The 17,018-nt window shown below is 61.9% G+C and carries 15 protein-coding genes and 1 pseudogene; 5 read left to right on the top strand and 11 right to left on the bottom strand.

Translation table 11 applies throughout. The annotated features are described in order from the left end of the window. Window positions 1–81: 81 nt before the first annotated feature. The 6 genes from P0D70_RS06970 to P0D70_RS06945 all read right to left on the bottom strand — a co-directional run bounded on the left by P0D70_RS06970 (window position 82) and on the right by P0D70_RS06945 (window position 6,322). On the bottom strand, window positions 82–270 hold the full coding sequence (locus P0D70_RS06970) for a hypothetical protein (protein ID WP_091808456.1): 189 nt from the start codon (window positions 268–270) through the stop codon (window positions 82–84). 904 nt (window positions 271–1,174) lie between these two features. Then, on the bottom strand, window positions 1,175–1,900 hold the full coding sequence (locus P0D70_RS06965; RefSeq protein ID WP_408183871.1) for an aspartate/glutamate racemase family protein: 726 nt from the start codon (window positions 1,898–1,900) through the stop codon (window positions 1,175–1,177). Then, on the bottom strand, window positions 1,897–3,114 hold the full coding sequence (locus P0D70_RS06960) for an S-methyl thiohydantoin desulfurase domain-containing protein (protein WP_408183870.1): 1,218 nt from the start codon (window positions 3,112–3,114) through the stop codon (window positions 1,897–1,899). Before P0D70_RS06960 ends, P0D70_RS06965 begins: the two co-directional genes overlap by 4 nt. Further along, the gene (locus P0D70_RS06955; RefSeq protein WP_408183869.1) at window positions 3,104–5,422 is read right to left on the bottom strand and encodes a sigma 54-interacting transcriptional regulator; all 2,319 of its coding nucleotides are present in this window, start codon (window positions 5,420–5,422) and stop codon (window positions 3,104–3,106) included. Before P0D70_RS06955 ends, P0D70_RS06960 begins: the two co-directional genes overlap by 11 nt. A gap of 72 nt (window positions 5,423–5,494) precedes the next feature. Beyond that, a complete protein-coding gene (locus P0D70_RS06950; RefSeq protein WP_408183866.1) occupies window positions 5,495–5,830 on the bottom strand; it encodes a hypothetical protein in 336 nt (111 codons plus the stop codon). Between the two features lie 162 nt (window positions 5,831–5,992). Then, a complete protein-coding gene (locus tag P0D70_RS06945) occupies window positions 5,993–6,322 on the bottom strand; it encodes a recombinase family protein (protein WP_408183864.1) in 330 nt (109 codons plus the stop codon). A gap of 207 nt (window positions 6,323–6,529) precedes the next feature. Here P0D70_RS06945 and P0D70_RS06940 point away from each other — a divergent pair, with 207 nt between their 5' ends. Then, window positions 6,530–7,081 carry an SOS response-associated peptidase family protein gene (locus P0D70_RS06940; RefSeq protein ID WP_408183861.1) on the top strand — a complete coding sequence of 184 codons (552 nt, stop codon included), beginning with the start codon at window positions 6,530–6,532 and terminating at the stop codon, window positions 7,079–7,081. Between the two features lie 92 nt (window positions 7,082–7,173). Here the strand turns inward: P0D70_RS06940 and P0D70_RS06935 are convergent, their stop codons facing one another. After that, complete coding sequence (locus tag P0D70_RS06935; protein ID WP_408183859.1) at window positions 7,174–7,740, bottom strand: TetR family transcriptional regulator; 567 nt, start codon at window positions 7,738–7,740, stop codon at window positions 7,174–7,176. An 82-nt stretch (window positions 7,741–7,822) separates the two neighbouring features. Here P0D70_RS06935 and P0D70_RS06930 point away from each other — a divergent pair, with 82 nt between their 5' ends. Then, window positions 7,823–8,716 (top strand): SDR family oxidoreductase, encoded by an 894-nt coding sequence (locus P0D70_RS06930; protein WP_408183857.1) that lies wholly within the window; start codon window positions 7,823–7,825, stop codon window positions 8,714–8,716. A 107-nt stretch (window positions 8,717–8,823) separates the two neighbouring features. Here P0D70_RS06930 and P0D70_RS06925 read toward each other — a convergent pair whose 3' ends face one another. Together P0D70_RS06925 and P0D70_RS06920 are read right to left on the bottom strand one after the other, a co-directional pair. After that, window positions 8,824–9,534 (bottom strand): YoaK family protein, encoded by a 711-nt coding sequence (locus P0D70_RS06925; protein ID WP_408183855.1) that lies wholly within the window; start codon window positions 9,532–9,534, stop codon window positions 8,824–8,826. A 53-nt stretch (window positions 9,535–9,587) separates the two neighbouring features. Further along, window positions 9,588–9,995, bottom strand: a complete 408-nt coding sequence (locus P0D70_RS06920; protein WP_408183853.1) for a DoxX family protein — start codon at window positions 9,993–9,995, stop codon at window positions 9,588–9,590. 1,353 nt (window positions 9,996–11,348) lie between these two features. Here P0D70_RS06920 and P0D70_RS06915 point away from each other — a divergent pair. The 3 genes and pseudogenes from P0D70_RS06915 to P0D70_RS06905 form a co-directional block, all read left to right on the top strand. Continuing rightward, entirely contained in the window at window positions 11,349–11,633 is a 285-nt protein-coding gene (locus P0D70_RS06915; protein ID WP_408183851.1) for a hypothetical protein, read from the top strand. Window positions 11,634–12,278: 645 nt separating this feature from the next. After that, window positions 12,279–12,527 (top strand): hypothetical protein, encoded by a 249-nt coding sequence (locus tag P0D70_RS06910; RefSeq protein ID WP_408183849.1) that lies wholly within the window; start codon window positions 12,279–12,281, stop codon window positions 12,525–12,527. An 18-nt stretch (window positions 12,528–12,545) separates the two neighbouring features. Continuing rightward, a pseudogene (locus P0D70_RS06905) lies at window positions 12,546–13,034 on the top strand (transporter); the annotation flags it as partial. A 1,510-nt stretch (window positions 13,035–14,544) separates the two neighbouring features. On the opposite strand, the gene P0D70_RS06900 reads toward P0D70_RS06905, so the two are convergent. Beyond that, entirely contained in the window at window positions 14,545–15,405 is an 861-nt protein-coding gene (locus tag P0D70_RS06900; RefSeq protein WP_408183845.1) for a DUF2092 domain-containing protein, read from the bottom strand. A 111-nt stretch (window positions 15,406–15,516) separates the two neighbouring features. Then, on the bottom strand, window positions 15,517–17,018 hold a 1,502-nt coding region (locus P0D70_RS06895), incomplete at its 5' end, for a patatin-like phospholipase family protein (RefSeq protein ID WP_408183843.1).

Here is a 17,018-nt window from a genome sequence, read left to right as displayed (position 1 = left end):
CGCAGTCCTGTCGATTCGGACTGTCGCACGGCGCGGCGCCGGATCGGCCGCGACGCGCCCCTCGGATAGCGACAGGCTCGCTCAACCGCTCAGTTGCGCGACGCGTTCGGACAGGCGTGCAATCCGGTAGTGATAGAGCGGCGCGTGCGGACAGTTCTTTAGATGCTCGACGCGATCGCGCCAGTAGGTAGGTGAGAAGGGCTCTTTCGGCGCGCAAGCGACTACGCGCTCCAGATGAACGAGCTCTCGTTCGAACAGGTGGTGGTGCATGCGATGAATCCCCGTGGAATGGCCAAGGTATTCCGCTCGCAACGTCGCTAACAATCTGACGCCGCGTAGGGCTGCTAATACTGGAATGACTGGAATGCGAATGCCGCAGTGGGACCGTCTCGCTGCGTGAAAAATGGGCCGATCTTCCGCGCATGCCGCAGGTCGATCGAAAGGACGAGCCGCCGTTGCTTATCTCCCGAAGAGGGCAACGACGGCCGAACCCCGCAGCGGTTCGTCCGATGCATGGCCAGACGAATCCGTTATTTCGGTGTCACGCATTGCGACGCTCTTCTCTGCGGAAGTGTTCGGTCGCCCTACATGGACACACGACAGCCACTACTACAACAACAGCACAACCCTCTCTCAATTTGCATCCAGCGATTCGTGTCGCTGGCGTTGATCGTCGCGTCAGCAATCGGGTTCGATCTCTCGAACACGTTGCCGCGCGCGATCTTTTTGGTCTCTCAGGCTCTCCCCGGCTACTCGGACGTTTGATTTCGCGTTCCCAGGATGCAGGTGGAACGTGGTCATGGTTGCGTCGCACTGCTACCGCCTGTCTGGGGTTGGATATCCAAGCGATGGCTGAATCGGAACTACTAAAGCAATGACCGTGCCAGGGTGAAACCCGCATAGGGGCAAGGACCTGCGACAGTTGGACGCGTGACATTGGACATTTGCGTCCATAGACTTGGGCGAAATTGGACGATTTCGTCCAATCAGGCGTTCGCGACGAATAAACGGGCGAATTCGTCCGCGCGGAACGAAATCGGCCGGCATCGAGGAGAAATGGGGGAGGCGGGCAGAAGCGCTCAAGGCGAGCGTGGCGCGCGCGGCAATCGCATAAAGCGGTCTATGGGCCGATTACGCAATTGCCGCGCCCGAGGGGCGCGGGCAGACGCGCCGCTTACGACTGAAGGCTGACCTTGCTGTAGGTCAAGCGGCTGGGGCGCACTTTCATCCGCACCAGCGACACGAGGAAGCTGAAACCGGCCTGATTCGGATCGATCACCGGCACGTAGACGCCCAAGGCCTCGCTAAGCAGCGTGGATACGCGGCTCGCCACGTCCACGAAACCCGTGCAGCCGAGCAGAATCGCCTGCGCGCCGTCTTCCTTGATCGCGGCCATGGCCGCTTCGAAGGTGCGCACCACCACGACGTCGATGTTTTCCAGTTGCGCGACAGGGCAGTCGATCGCCCGGATCGAGGCGAACGTGTTCTGAATCCCGTAAGTCTGCGGATGAGCGCGCTGCATCGCGACCGTGCTTTGCAGAATCGTGACGATGGAGAACCGCTGACTGAGCGCGAGCGCCGTGAAAGCCGACGCCGGAAATCCCCCGATGATCGGAATGTCGATCACCTCGCGTGCCGCTTCGACACCGCACATGTCGAAGTCGGTCAGCCAGATGCCGTCAAAGCCGTCATTCGCTATCGACTGTGCGAGTTCGACCACCGGCATGCCGTTTTGCAACCAGTTGGTCCGATTCTCGATATCGGGATGTCCCTGCGTGATGTTGCGAATCTCGACCTGCACGTCCGGCGGCAGGACCGGCGCGACGGCTTTCATGATGCGGTCGTTGTATTGCGACGTGGCGACGGGCACGAGCACGCAGATGCGAAGTGGGGCGCTCACGATGCTTCCCCCTTGCGTGCGGACTGGAGCGATTCGAGCGGCACGTACGGCCCGAGATAGCCAAGCTTGTTGAGCTGTTCCATGAAGCTGTCGAGAATCAGGCCGGGTTTGCGCAATTCCGCTTCCGCACGCCAGGCGATCAGCGTCACGGGGCGCTTGCCGATTGCCGGGTTCAGCGAACCGTCGTCGTTCACGAGGTCGCCATTGCTGAAGATCGACTGACCTTCGCCGCCGACGAAATACGCGACGCTGTCCGGCGCCAGCACGATCGGCTGCGCACATGCGCTGTCCCACGCGAGCAGCGACTCGTTCTGGTAGATCACCGTGTAGGTACGCTGCCCGGCCTGAATGCGAATCTTGCCGACATCGAAGCCGCCGCTCGTATCCACTTCGGCCGATACCAGTTCGCCGGGTGTGGAGATCGCCCGCGCGGCAAGGTCGCAACGCTCGGCGAGATAGTCGATCATCTGCTGGGCGCTGCCGATCTGCCCGGCCCGCACCGCGCGGCCAAGCTCCAGCGCGCGCTTGAGCGTGCCGCGAATCGGCGTTGCGCGGCCGATGTCGCACGCATTCATGACCCACATGGCGAGGCCGCCGAACTGACCGAATTCGGGATCGGCCACGACCGGACGCATCATCTGTTCGACGATCGCCGACACGTCGCGCTGATGGGTCGGTCCGCCGTTGCTGTCGTTGCGCGGCGTCACGTCGAGCTCCACGCACAGGCCGCCCTGGCTCACGAGAAACGCCGGGCGCGGATCGATCTCCGCGGCCGCGAAAGTGAGCATTGGCAACGACGGCACGGCGCGGCCGGCGCCGTCGGCGTCGATGACCGCCAGCCCGAGTTTCGCCGCCACGAGCGCCGCGACCGTAAAGCCCAGCGCGCCGCTTTCCGGCGGCATGACATAGGCGAGCTTCACGGATTGCGATGCAAGCCGCTTCTGGACGTTCTGCACGGCCGTCACCGGTCCGATCGGATAGGTGGCTGAATTGATGGCTTCAGGCGCGCCGAGATAGGCGACCATGACCGCCGCGCCTTCGGTGGCCTCGTCCACCGAGACGACCTTGACCGTATCCGTCGGGTAATAGTCGCCCTTTACGAAATGCTCGGCCAGGTGTCGCGCCGATACGATCGTGCCGCCACCGCCGGAGCCAAAGAACGCCGCGCCCAGAAGCAGCGGCTCCAGATCTTCCCGTCGTAATTCATAGGCCATTCAAGATTCCTTTATTGTCGATGTTGAAAGACGCTTCCTGCTGAAGTTTGGCGAGCAGATCCATGGCGCTGATGACGCGCGCGGTCGGGTCCCCCGTCAACGAGCGCAAGCCGCGCTCGAGGGTGTCGATGGCTTCGGCGTTGCGGCCGGTGGAGCGCAGCAGATCGGCGAGATAGCGCGCGGCGTCCACGCGTGCGGGCACCGAGCCGAAGGCGAGGGCGGTGGACATGGCGGTGCGCAGACCCAGTTCCGCGGCGTTGACGTCGCCGAGCGCCCATTGCGCGCGGGCTCGGGTGACGAGGAGTTCGCCCAGATAAACCCGTTCCTGGCGGGCGAGCGTTTCGTCGATCGCAGTGGCGAGAAGCGCCTCGCACTCCTTCGCGCGGCCGGCGCGCAGCAGCAGTTCGCCGTGCTGCCACGTCTTGAACGAATAGAACAGCGCGCCGCCGTTGCAGAGCATGTGGTTGTCGAAGCCGTCGATCATGACGGTTTCCGCTTCGTCGGGGTGGCCGAGCGAACTGAGGTGGCAGCCGCGAAGCACCTGGCCGACGCCTCGATAGAACGCAAAACCGTTCGCGATCGAAACCGATTCGAGTTCGCTCGCGAGATCGCCGAGGCGGCTTTCGTCGTCGAACAGGCAGGCGAGCCAGGCCGCGCCCTGCAGGTTGACGGCATGAGCCAACGCGTGCGCGCCGGGCTCGGAGGCGCGCAGGATCAGCATGTCCATGGCGCGCCGCGCTTGCCCGAATGCGCCGATCTGATACGCGGCGAGGCCTTCGAAAGTCAGTGCGAGACTGGCGAGGTCGATTCCCTGCGAACCGGTACGGGCGTCTTCTCGCCCCACGCCGAGCAGATTGCCGCGCGCGAGACAGGCCAACGCTTCCTCGCTGTCGCCTAGCCAGAAGAGCGTGTTGGTCATCGCGACGTGGGCTTCGTCGAGCGAGACCCGGTCGCCGCCGTTCTGGGCGCGCTCCAGCATATTCTGCGCGGTGGCGCGCGCCTGCTTGAGCTGAAGCGTCGTCAGTTGCGTGGTCCAGATGCCGAACTGGATCGCCGCGAGTTCGGCGGGCGCACAGACGCCTTCGCCGATGGTCAGTGCGGCGGCGTAGCAGGCGGTGGCTTCCGCGTACAACCAGCCGTGCACGCTACGCAAGCTCATGCCGAGCAGCCGGTAGGCGTCAAACTGAAGACGGCGCACGGACTCCTGTTCCTGGGGCGTTTGCAGCACGTCGAGGCAACGGCGCAACAGCGGGATGGCTTCGGCGAACTTCGATTCTTCGATCAGCGCGCTGGCGTGCTCGAGACACTTGCGCGCTTCCCGATGATGTTCCTCGCGTGACTTCAGACGCCGCTCAATGGTCTTCCGGCCCACGCCCAGCAAGGTGGCGGCCGCGCTTTTGTTGCCGCTGGTGCGTTCGAGCGCGCGGTCGATCAGGAGGTCTTCAGCGACTGCGAGCTTGTCGCGGCCTTCGAGTTGCAGCAGCATGTCAGCGAGGCTTGCGCGCGACACCGGCCCGGTCGTTTCATTGGCAAGAAACGGCTCGAGCGAATCGACGTCGATGAGCGTGTTCTCGGCGAGCACGCTCAACTGGCTGATCAGGTTGCGCAACTGCCGGATGTGGCCCGGCCATGCGTGCTGGGACAGCCGGCGGATGGCCGCCGGCGAAAATTCGAGGCGACGCGTGTGCTGCGCCGCGAAGTGGGTGACGAGAGCCGGGATGTCCTCGATGCGCTGTTCGAGGCCGGGAACGGCGAGCACGAAAACCGCCAGCCGGTAAAACAGGTCTTCGCGGAACAGACCTTCGCGCGCGAGTTCGCGCAGGTCGCGGTGAGTCGCGGCAACCACGCGGCCCGCGAAATGCAGATTGGTCGATGAACCAATCGGGCGGAAGGTTCGCGTTTCGAGTACCCGCAGCAGTTTCGGCTGCAGTGCGAGTGGCAGCTCGCCGATTTCGTCGAGCAGAAGCGTGCCCTTGCCGACCTGCTGGAAAAGTCCCTGACGGGTTTCGCCCGCACCGGTGAACGCGCCTTTGACGTGCCCGAACAATTCGGCTTCAACGAGATTTTCTGGAATCGCGCCGCAGTTGACGTCGACGAACGGCTGATCCTGGCGCTGGCTGTGCGCATGGACGCGGCGAGCGACCAACTCCTTGCCTGAGCCGGTCGGCCCGAAAACAAGCAGCGGATGATCGGTTGGTGCGACCCGATCGATCATCCTGACCAGTTGGCGAAAAGCTGGCGCGGCGCCCACGAAGGCGCCGGAATCAGCCTCGTCGTGAACGAATGGGACGACAGGGGGTGGACTCATTACAAAATACGCTCCACATAAACCGCGCGTGGCGCTACGCGGAAATTGCCGTCGAAAAGACGGGACGGACGGTCAAACTTCGCTCGGGAGTCTTCCGAATGCGTTGTCGGAACCGTCTGCCGCAAAAAAGACAGAGTATGACGGCTTGTCGCCGATCGTGCCCCTTGGAAATAAACCGGTGCGCCAGTGCGTCTGCGGATCAGATGCGTGTTTGCCGCGACGCGAAAATACGCCCGGCAAGATGACGATTACGTCACCCGGATAACGGCTATGCAGCGTGGGTACTTTAGTGGAGCTGCGGTTGCTGGGCTGGTGGATGGGAGGATGTTGGATTGGGGGAGATTGTTGAAAGAAGAGGATCAACGCAAACTTGATATTAAATTGCTCGTCGCAGAAGCCTTGTGCCACCGCGATCGAGACCGAATTGCATGCAAGCTTTAGGTGGAGATTGGCGCGGCGTTCGAGTGCCCCCCAAGGGCAATCCACCTAAAGTTAGATGTAATCGCCTTGAAGGAAATTTCTCCACCTAATGAGGTCTGAATTGGCCTCATACGTATGCTGCATGTCAGTTCAGAGCGTCGGAGCTAGACTGCCTTGAAATCGACCCCATCGCGAGATGTCGAGCACAAGCACAGTGTCGAAATCACGGTCCGAATTGCGCACGTCAATAAGCAGGCGCACCAGTGCTGATCGTTCACGGAGCGTGAGGCCGCTCAGCCCTGCATCCTCGTGGGTACGCACGACCTGGATGCCGTGCACTTTCGCATACTCGGAAATCGCCTGCTTTTGCGCATCCGGGGAGAATTGCTGCTGGTCGGTTGACATGCGTATGTACTGCGCCGCGGCGTGCGCGCGGGTTGGCCTCGAGGAGACGGCTGAAGCGCTTTCGACGGTTGTCATCGCGCGTAACCCTCACAGCAAACCTTATTGATAGAGGCGCAATTTGCTAAGTCAAGCCGTATTGTTCGTCACGCAAGCCCGCAACCAGGGTTCCGTCCAGTAGACCCTTAGGCGGCGGGGCACGGACGACGCGCCTTGCGCGAACAAATCAACTGGAGGTCCAAGGTGTTTTACTCGGCTCAAATCAAGGAGGATTATTAAAGGTTTGTGCGCACCTTCGGCGCGTTGATGGATATTGCAGAATTCACTCGGCTGTTCTTCGAGCGTGCGGAAGGTGTTAGCAGAGCCAAGGTACCTAAGGCGATGGAAGACGCTTTCAGGTCTCCGCACACTGAGGCCGAACGTGAAATCAAGGTCCTTATCGACCAGTTCAACGCTGACCAGACAACCAAACTTGAACAGGACCTGTTTTATGAAAATGTCAGCAAGGCCAGGATGGAAGGAACGCTATCCGAATCTCATGAGCGAGACGCGAACGTTGTTCTGGAGTTTCGCCCGAGCAACGGCGAGCTGATGCATGCCGCCTGTTTGTGGTCTCGATGGAGCGCCCCCGGTGAGCCAGATTTGCTCTCATTTGCGGCCATCACTGACGAGCCGCCGCCTGAAGTCGCTGCGGCCGGTCACGACCGGTGCATTATTCCTATCAAGCCGGAAAACCTGGATAACTGGCTCAATCCGGACGCGTCGAATTTGGAGGCAATGTACGCGATACTCGATGACAGGGACCGGCCGGACTACGTGCATCGACTTGCGGCGTAGTTATTAACCCGGCGAACATCGGTGGTGGCGGGGTCGGCGCGGCGGTGCGCATCTCAGTAGCCGTGGAGCAAGACCGCGACTTCGAGGTGACGTCAGAGTGAAGTCAGCCTCCGCAATCGCACAAGCGATTCGCTCACGATCTCGCCATATTCACGCTCGTCAGCGTCGGCAATCCACTGGCCGAACGCGACCCGGAAAACCGCAATGCCCGCCTCGGCGACGAGGCTCGCGTCTGCCTCCTGCACACCGCGCAAACGCAGGGCGTCGGCGAGTGCGCCTGACAGCGTCGCCAGTTTGATCAACTCCCGCTCGTGCAACTCTGGATTGGCGGCGATCACCGCATGGCGCACGCGCGCGTAAGGCCGGCGCTCGGCGGTGAAAAATTCACCGGCGGTTGCGAGAGCCGCGGCGACGGCGTCGATAGCCGATGCGTCAGCCGGTGCTTGCGCGAGCGCTTCGACCATTGTCTGCTGCAACTGCTCGGAGCCTTTGAAAAGGACCTCTCGTTTGTCGGTGAAATAGCGAAAAAACGTACGCGGCGTCAGGCCGGCACGCTGTGCGATGGCGGCCACCGTCGTGCCCTCGAAACCGACTTCCTTGAACAGCTCGATCGCGGCGACAAGAAAGCGCTGCTCTGCGTTGGGTTCCCAGCGACCCATGATCCCTTCCAGAAACGTGTTGACACTGTGTGACATCATAGCGCTATACTGATGTCACTTAATGACATCAACGGAGCATGCAATGCGAATTCTCGTCACTGGTGCGTCGGGTTGGATTGGATCCGCGAGCGTCACGGAACTCATCGACGCCGGTCATCATGTGCTCGGCCTCGCTCGCAGCGATGAGGCTGCCGCGAAGATCGCCGCGCTCGGCGCGCAAGTGGTGCGCGGCAGCCTCGATGATCTCGACGGCCTGCGCGCCGCGGCCACGATGGCCGAAGGCGTCGTGCATCTCGGCTACAACCACGACTTTTCACAAATGGCTGCGGCGGCCCAGACCGATCGCGCGGCCATCGAAACATTCGCGGATGTGCTCAGCGGCACGGGCGGACCGCTGCTGATCGCGTCCGGCACCCTCGGCCTCGCGACGGGGCGCGTCGGTATCGAAAGCGACACGCCGCGCCCGGACGGCCACCCGCGTCTCGCCAATGCAGCGTATGTGCTCGGGCTGCGGGAGCGCGGCATCCGTTCGATGGTGGTGCGCTTTGCACCCACGGTGCATGGCGCCGGTGGGGATCACGGATTCGTTGCGGTACTCGCGAGAATCGCGCGCCAGGGCGGCGCGTCGGCTTATATCGGCGATGGGCAGAATCGCTGGCCCGCAGTGAATCGGCTCGACGCCGGCAAGCTGGTGCGCCTCGCGATCGACAAGGCGCCGGCCGGCTCCGCGCTGCACGCGGTCGCCGAAGAAGGCGTTACCACCCGCGAGATCGCCGGCGCGCTTGGCCGGTTCCTGGACGTGCCGGTCGAGTCGATTGCCGCCGATCAGGCGCAGTCGCGATTCGACTGGCTCAGCATGTTCTTCGGTGCCGACATCCCCGCATCGAGCGCCCACACGCGCTCGCTGCTCGGTTGGGAGCCAGTTCATCCGACGTTACTCGAGGACATCGCGGCGGGACACTACCCGGGGCAGTGATCGGGACTTTGGCCGGCGCTACGCGCGCCAATCAAAATATCGAGCGCACGACGAATTGCACTGGCGCGAGCCTGTTCGTCGCGCGCATGCGGCTCCGAAGACGCGAGTCAGCGGCCGCGCGCGTGCCACGCGCACGAAGCGAGCACGCACAGCGCCACGAGCGGCAACAGCAGCGCCCAGAAAGAGGCGATCAGAAAGCCCGCAGCACCTGCGCTGGCGCCGATCGCGAACCCCGCTACGGGCGGCAGGGTTCGCATGAGCCGAGTGCGCGCAGTCTGACGGCTCCTGGTGTCGCTCCGGGAAGTGAGCAAGTCGAAGGCGTCAATTACGGCTTGAGTCACGTTGCCCGTCATCACCGTGTTCGCGACAACCGAGCGCGCAGTCAGGCGTCCGTGCGCGTTCTGCACGCCCATCGCGGCAGCGCCGAGCAGGCCGCAAGCAATTGAAATCGGCGTATCCGGACTGGTGATGGGCGCTGCGACGACGCCGGCCGCCATGAACCCGGCGAGCAGCACGGCCTGCATCACATACAGCGCAAACGCGCGTGTGCCGTGACTGCGCGGCGACAGCAGGTTGTACAGCACGCGCGCCGCGATGATTCCGCAGACAAACGCGGGAAACGCCAGCCATTTGATCAGCAGGCCCTGACCGGCACCCGCCAGCCCCGAGCCAATGAGGATGAAGTTGCCCGTAACGTGCGCCGTGAAAAGGCCGAATAGAGCGATAAAGCCGAGCGTATCGACGTATCCCGCGATCGACGCGAGCCAGGTGTCCTCACCCGGCAGATGGTCGAGTGCTGGAGCGGGTGCGTCGCGCATGAGTGTCGTCTGGGGCATGGCGTGGTAGGGGCTGGGAAATAATGCGACGCGCGTCAGGCTTGTCCGCGCGCGGGTGCGCGCGGACGCATGGTGACCCGATAACGTCCCGCCCCGCCGATGGCGACGGTTCCGAACATGATCAGAAGCATCCACGCGAACTGGGCTTCAAGGAGCGTCCATTCGCGATGCACGAAGCCGAGTGCAATCACCGTGATAGCCAGAATCGGCAATGCGGCGAAGCGCGTCGCGATGCCGGCGATCATCAGAAGCGGGCACGCCACTTCGGCGAAAAGCGCGAACCAGAAGGTCATTGTCTTACCCATGTGAAACGGATCGTCGATCGCGTTTAACTCCTGCGAGTAGTGCAAGGCTTTCGGCAAGCCATGCACCAGCAACACGAGGACGCTGGCGCTCACGCGTAGGAACAGCAGCGCGGCATCGGTCGGCGAAAAGCGCGTCACGGGTGAGTGCCCAATGTGGTCGAGGTGGTCAAGGTGGCGGAAGTGGCACGTCGCACACGAGCGGACCGGCGGGGCAGGTTCATGTCGATTCTTTGACGGTTCGGGGTGGCAGGGCGGCTGTAGTGTCTCAAGCCGAGAGACTACAGAACGCGACCCTGAAAGTCCTGATGCGCGCATTAACCGTTCTTAATTTTGCTTTATCGCGCGCTGGCGGGGCGTCACCATGCCGCCGCCAAGGCCATCGCATCAGAACACGTCGATGAGACCGCGTTTCGGCATGCAGAAGTCGGGCACTCATAATGCTCGGGTTGCATGGGCGAAAGCGCAAGCGGAGAAACCGTGCCCGCCCGGCATTCAGACTCCTCAATCAGGTATGCCGTGGCAGGACTGCTGTACCGAATGAAAGGGTCATCAAAAGGAGAAGCGGATGCTTCGAGTCACCATTGAGTTGTTGCCCGATGGACTGGAAAGCGGAAAGGGCATCATCGCGACGGTGGACATCGCACGGGTGAGTGGGGGCGCTCGCGGATTACTGGGTCATCCTGAAAGATGCGGTGCTCGGTGAGGTAGGGGACGCGCTGTTGTGCGCAGTTATCCGAGATGGGCGAGCGGTGTGTGGGACCTCGTTGCGCGCTGTCTCCCCGCTGCACTAAACGAAAGTCGCGAAGAGTTGCCACCAAGACCTGAGAAACCGGAGGTGACTGTTCGAATGAGCGATGCAGGCTACCGTACGTACGTCTGGATGAGATTCCCGACCCTGCATGGCATTCTTCGACCAGACGCTGGCCGGTTCGGGCATTCCTGATCACGGCTGCGCTTAGGCGCACGGCTGGTTCGATTTTCTCAACGGCCAACGCTGATGCCAGAGCTACTAACCGGCCACCAAGGGACATTCGGATCTATCGTCGCCCTCGACGCTCGAGCGTCGCCTGCACACCCGCAAACAGCCGTTACTCTCAAAGCTGACCAGCTGACCAGCTGACCGAGGCCTCGCAAAACGCGCGCGGCGATCGCTGACTCAAATTTTGAGTCAGCGAGACCTTCGCTCCCGGGAGAGACACATCTTCCACCAGACCAGCATCGGTCATCGTGATCGCATTGACGGGTGAGGTCGCCGTTGTGGTAAGGAGCGAACCGTTTGCGCCGACTTTCACCACCGCGACTGACCCTTGTCGGCGGAGCACGCGTTGTGAGGATTGCTATTGCGAACAGTGCGAGCCGATGGTGCTCGCAGTCGCGGCGCTACCGTCGTCCCTCCCTTTCAGTTGCTCGGACAACGCTAGCGATGCACTACCATTCAATCACGCACACACCAAAACAACGGTCTTGTGCCGACCATGTCCGGAGACGACTATGAAAATCTTGGTGATACTGGCATGTTTAGTACTTTCTTCTAGTGCATTCGCCGAGTGCAGAACAAGCGCCACCGGGCGCACAGTCTGCGACAACGGGCAGAAAGCCGGCGGCTATAACAGCAATACGGGCACCGCCTGGAAGTCTGAGAAGGATTCGGGCGGCGTAACCACCACCCAGTCGAGCAAGGGCGGAGAAGCCAAGACCAAAAATGGCAAGGGCGTATACAAGAGCCCAAGCGGCAAGACGTGCGTCAAGACTGCGAATAATAAGGGATGTAATTAAATGATATTGCTACTCTTCGACCACCGCTGTCAGGGTAGCTTTGGCATTCTGATTGGTCTATGGCGGAAAACAGCTCCGCTTGATAAGGCAGAAACCTGGGCAGGTTCAGATGGCGGTTGAGCACGTTCGTGTATCGGAAGAGCGCGAGCAGACGGTGGCCAGGAAGAAGCAGAACATGGCCTGGAACAAGGGTGGGCTTATCTATCGGAGCGAAGTGGAAAAAGGTGCTTGAGGACTATAGCGAGTGGCGTTCGATACTATCCGACCGTTCACCGCCAAGGTACAACTGACATGACAATGATAGCGTCACGGGAACTTCGCGTGGGCGCTATTAAGCTGCCGGTACCGCTGTTGCTGCCCCGCCGGGGTGTGGGGTCGGCCAGGATTCCGCCCCCGACGTCAAAACGCGCGCATCTGGCTTGCGCATCGAGCCAAAAATGGTCGCGCCGTACGTCGCGCGCATTTTGCAAGCGGGCGCGAGGAACTCATGACAATGCCGGGAGCGTCGATTGGCTCACATTGCGCAGTCCATGCCGGACACCCTGCGGATTGAGGTTTGACAAAAAGAAAAGAAACATTTGGCGCTTTCAGTCTTGGTGGGCGGGCATAGCGCTTGTGTGGTCCATAGTTGCGTCCGCGCAGGAAATGGAGCCGCGCAGCTATTCGGCCGTCCCGGTTGGAACGAACTTCGCGGTGGCGGGCTATGCTCGATCGACCGGCGACGTATCGCTGGACCCTTCGCTGCCGATCACCGATCTTCAAGCCCGAATCAATACGTATTCACTAGGCTATTCTCACAGCTTTGGCGTCGCGGGACATCTCGCCAGCATTGCGGTGTTGCTGCCGTATGCCAATGCAAACCTGACTGGGAATGTGGCAGGCGTGCCTGGCTAGGCTTGGCGTTCGGGGCTAGGCGATGTACGGTTCCGGATTGCCGTGAATCTGTTGGGTGGTCCCGCGCTCACGCCAGAGGAACTTGCCCAACGTAGCCCGAACACCATACTGGGTGCCAGCCTGAGCGTGGTGGCGCCGACCGCCCAATATCAGTCCGCCCGTATCATCAACGTGGGTTCGAACCGATGGGCGTTCAAACCTGAGCTCGGATTGTCCCAGCCAGTCGGCAACTTGTTTGTAGAAGGCGCCGCTGGGGTGTGGGTGTTCACCGACAATACGGACTTTTTTGGTGGCAAGCGACGAAGCCAGTCTCCGCTGGCCGTGCTCCAATGGCATGGAGGCTACACGTGGCGGCCCGGACTGTGGATTGCCGCAGACGTTACGTATCTCACGGGCGGCCGGACCAGCATCAATGCAGTCCAGAACCAGGATCTGCAAAGCAGTACTCGCTATGGGATCACCTTGTCGGTTCCTCTTGCTGCGCAATGGTCAACCAAACTCGCATGATCGCGTGGGCTAACGACTCGCATCGGCAGAAATTTCCAGACCGTCGCGGTCGCGCTCCAATACCGTTGGTTCAATCGCTGACTGAGCGTGGAAATTCGTGTCGCCGCTATTTCCCGCCACGGCGGACGACTTCCCGGCTTGTGGGTGATAGATCCACCTCGAGCTTTCCTCTGATACCGAACAGGCGCTGGTACGAGGGGACGCATGATGATCCGTCCCGGGACGGGGACAACCGGGCAACCACCGTGTGCTGCAGAAAAAGATTGTGTGGATTTATTTAGATATTCAGATTGGCTTCACGTCCTTCTCCGCCGACTGCGCGAACGACACATCTATCGCACAAATCGCAGCCTCGGGCGTGCGCGATGCACTCACGGTTTTGGCAGAGGAAACCTTGCCAGATTAGCAGTTCTAGCGATGCCCTGTATGCCTTTCCTGTTAGCGGATTCGCCGATCAAGTGTCCACAACGGCGGCGGTAATGACCGTTGACACTCGCTTCACTCCCGTTGAGGTGGTCCGGGGCCGATAACCGGAGAGGTCCGGTAAGGCCGACCGCCGAGGACAGCATCCCCGCCCAGGAGGGCACGTTGGTCCGTGCTTTCATGCTGACATTCGAGCGTCGGCCTCGTCCCGGCCTGCGGTCAGCGCCGGCCGTGCCGCGAGGCGACCGCGATCAGTATCCGGGCGGCGGCGGAACTGGCGTGTACACCACGCCGCTGCTCCCATATCCCGCCGCGTACCAGGTCGTGCCACACTTATAGTACGTCGCCTCCTTAACGGCGACGGGGGCTACGTTGCACGGCGGCGCGACAGGTGCGGGTGTGGGCGCAGGCGAAGCGACGACGACGGTGGTAGTGGGCGCGGGTGGCGGTGTGGTTGCGGCAGCGGCTGCACCGACCACCATTGCCCCAGCCACAAATCCGGCCGCCGCGGAGCCGCTGTCCCAGTCGGAGTCGGAGCAGTTGTTGCAATTACCATTGTAGTTGTTCTGCACATTGGTCACGTTCGTAGCACGCGTGTTCTGCATCTCCTTGGCGGTGGACTGTCGCGCGCTCTGGTTTTGGCTGCTAGTTTGTGCCGCCGCGGTCTGTCGCGCGCTCTGGTTCTGGCTCGACGTAGCCTGGCGCTGGGCCTGGTTCCCGCTCGTGCTCTGCTGTCGGTTCGCCTGATTCTGGCTGGAGGTTGCCTGCATCGAACTCGCCGAACTCTGGCGCGCACTCTGATTCGCACTTGAAGTTGAAGTCGCTGTAGCCTGGCGCGAGGCCTGCCCCTGTTGGGCTGTCGCCCGCTGGTTGCCGCCAGATCGCGAAGCGCCTTGCGCTGCGGTTGTGCCGCCGGAGGACAAAGCTCCAGCCGATGCCGCCCCGCCGCGGGAAAAGCCTCCATCGCCGCCACCACCACGAGCACTGCCGCCTCTTTCGCCTCGTGCGTCTGCTTGATTCATCGAGCCCACCGCGAGTACTGCGGCGACCAGTGCCGTGACGGCACCATCCCATGATCCTGTTTTCATCACTTGACTCCCTTCTTCGCAGACGACTGGCGAGCCGTTGGCGACGCACGCGGAAGCTGCGCTGCGAACGCGACCTTTTGCAGGCCATCGGGAATCTGAGCCGAGAACGTCGCATCGTTCAGCCCGGGCGCGAGATCCCAGCCGACAAATTCCGCCCAGAACTGAGGCTGGCCCACCGCCTTTTTGTAAGTCAGTACGATTCGCTGCAGCAGAGGCTTGTCGCCATCTGATATCCACACCTGAAAATCCACCGTGTCGGTACGCGCGGCCAGATGATAGGACGCAGTGCCGTAGATACTCGTCTTCTCCACATAGTCCACCGATCGTACCCGGGCTTGCAATTCTTCGGGCAGCCGGTTCAACAGCAGCGCCGCGAGCGGCAGGCGCATGCCGAGATCCCTGACGAAATACACGATGCTCTCGTCCAGCGTGCCTGGTTGCGGCGTCGTTGCATAGACTTTGCTCGCGAGGTCGACGAGAACGATCTCTTTCCCGGTGAGCACAACGAGCGTTTTTGCGCCATCGCTGCGCTCGCTTTCCACGCGCATGCGATCGGGCCGGCTCAACGTAACGGTGCGGTATTCGCCGAATTCGATCTTCTGCCCGGACGGCTGCACGGCATCGTACCCGCTGCGCACACCGACGCGAAAGCTAGGCGTCCCGCCAAGGAACTCCGCCATTTTCATCAGAATCGCACGTGCCTGGGTTTGCGCAGCGGTCTCGGGCTCGGCTACCGCGGCACGCGCCGCTGGTTCTTTCTGCGCGGGGGCGGAGTAGGCGGCAGGCGCGGCGGTCAGTACCGTCGCCGCGATGCATAAGCCCCTGGCTGCACAGCGCCACGCTTCAATGGTTAATCGCATGAACTGACTCCTTCTAACAAATGCATTCCGGTCCGACCGGCGAGGACCCAGAAGCCGCAGCCCGGTCGAGGGGAGCGGCTACAACAAGCGCACGGGGCGTTCCAGCGAGCGCTACTTCGCGGCGGGTACCGTTGCTGCCGCCCCGGTGCGCGTCGGGTCACTCACGATTTTGCCCCCAACGTCCTGCAGCAGCCGCTGGAATTCGGGCGACGCCATGATGATCTTCCCCGCAGCGGCGCGCAGGCGGTCGACGGCCTCGGCCGACAGGGAGAACGACGTGGGCTGCTCATTCAGGTAATCCAGTTCTGTCTGGTCCGTCAACTGGGCGAACGACACGTCGATGGCATAGATCGTCGTGTCCGGGGTACGCAATGCCTTTGCTATGGCCATATCCTTGTTGGTGGCATAGACAGGCGCCTCGCGGATCCGGCGCATGGATTGCCACTGTGCCTGCTTGTCCCTCAACAGTTCAGTCGCCTCGTAGGAATAGTGGTCGATCGGAACGCCCGCCGCTTTCACCAGTATCTGCAGCGTGCCCGGCGGGGATTCAGACGTGTCCCATACGGTCTTGGGCGTAGATACCGAGTTGACGACAAAAACGATGATCCTGCGGATATGATCGAGTGGCGTGGACTGACCGACTGACTGCAGCGCTTCCATGATCTCCAGCGAATCCAGCACGCTCCGCATGCCGACGTTGTCCGAAACGCCGCCGTCCACGACGTGGATGTATGGCCGGTTGACGCCATCCCCGAACTCCGCCTCCTCCTTCAAATGGCGGGTCGCGCGTGCCGCTGGCCGCGGCGGGTCGACGGAGTCGACAAACGGCTTGATCCAGGCGGGTGGCGCGTAGCCGCACGTGCCGCCGTAATTGTTCAGCGTAATGGGCGAGAGCACCACCGGTACTGCCGACGATGCGGCCGCGGCACGGGAAAGGCGTATCGCACTCAGATCCGAGCAGAGCACGTCGAAGGTGGCCTGGGTAAATGGCAGACGGGCCCCGGTGGAAATGTCAGTGGCCGATGCGATGATGAACGGGCCTTTCCCGCGATCAAGATCGCCAAACGTCGCGCCGTTGAACAGGATCTCGTCGTATAGATCGGCCGCCAGTTCCGAACGACCCCAGCCGCTTGACCACAGTGACGGCCAGTAGGTCGGGTTTAAAGTGCGTGAAGTGATCGCCCCCTGCACGTCGCGTTTGAGAAAGCGCTGTTCGTAGTCGTCGAAGAGCTTGTCACCGTAGAGCCCGTAGGCGAGCGCGGTAAAGCTGCCGCCCGACACGCCAGTGATTACGCCGACATGATCAAGCAGGCGTGACTTGCCTTTAGGTCCGACGACCTGGGTATTCCGTAGAAACTCGAGGACGCCGTACGAGAACGCGGCAGCGCGTGTGCCGCCGCCCGAAAAGGCAAGCACCACCAGGTTTTCGTCGGCCGTCGAATACTGCGGGCGCGTGACGAATCGGTAGCCGGTATTCGGATCGGCGTGGGTAATCGGCGGGTTGATCGGACGGCTAGCGCAGCCGCCGAGCAGGAGCAACAACGCAAGTACCAGCCATGGTGGCGTCGGCAATCGAATCACGTGTCCTCCGGATCGCTTCATACAGCATTCAC

Origin of the sequence: Paraburkholderia sp. RL17-381-BIF-C, from assembly GCF_046026435.1 — a bacterium.
Classification (GTDB): domain Bacteria; phylum Pseudomonadota; class Gammaproteobacteria; order Burkholderiales; family Burkholderiaceae; genus Paraburkholderia.
This window is presented reverse-complemented; position numbering and strand designations above follow the sequence as displayed.

Bases quoted from the DNA above. Each gene is read 5' to 3' on its own strand.
- P0D70_RS06970 (WP_091808456.1), bottom strand. From the start codon at position 270: ATGCACCACCACCTGTTCGAACGAGAGCTCGTTCATCTGGAGCGCGTA.
- P0D70_RS06960 (WP_408183870.1), bottom strand. From the start codon at position 3,114: ATGGCCTATGAATTACGACGGGAAGATCTGGAGCCGCTGCTTCTGGGC.
- P0D70_RS06955 (WP_408183869.1), bottom strand. From the start codon at position 5,422: ATGAGTCCACCCCCTGTCGTCCCATTCGTTCACGACGAGGCTGATTCC.
- P0D70_RS06945 (WP_408183864.1), bottom strand. From the start codon at position 6,322: ATGACAACCGTCGAAAGCGCTTCAGCCGTCTCCTCGAGGCCAACCCGC.
- P0D70_RS06935 (WP_408183859.1), bottom strand. From the start codon at position 7,740: ATGGGTCGCTGGGAACCCAACGCAGAGCAGCGCTTTCTTGTCGCCGCG.
- P0D70_RS06930 (WP_408183857.1), top strand. From the start codon at position 7,823: ATGCGAATTCTCGTCACTGGTGCGTCGGGTTGGATTGGATCCGCGAGC.
- P0D70_RS06925 (WP_408183855.1), bottom strand. From the start codon at position 9,534: ATGCGCGACGCACCCGCTCCAGCACTCGACCATCTGCCGGGTGAGGAC.
- P0D70_RS06915 (WP_408183851.1), top strand. From the start codon at position 11,349: ATGAAAATCTTGGTGATACTGGCATGTTTAGTACTTTCTTCTAGTGCA.
- P0D70_RS06910 (WP_408183849.1), top strand. From the start codon at position 12,279: ATGGAGCCGCGCAGCTATTCGGCCGTCCCGGTTGGAACGAACTTCGCG.
- P0D70_RS06900 (WP_408183845.1), bottom strand. From the start codon at position 15,405: ATGCGATTAACCATTGAAGCGTGGCGCTGTGCAGCCAGGGGCTTATGC.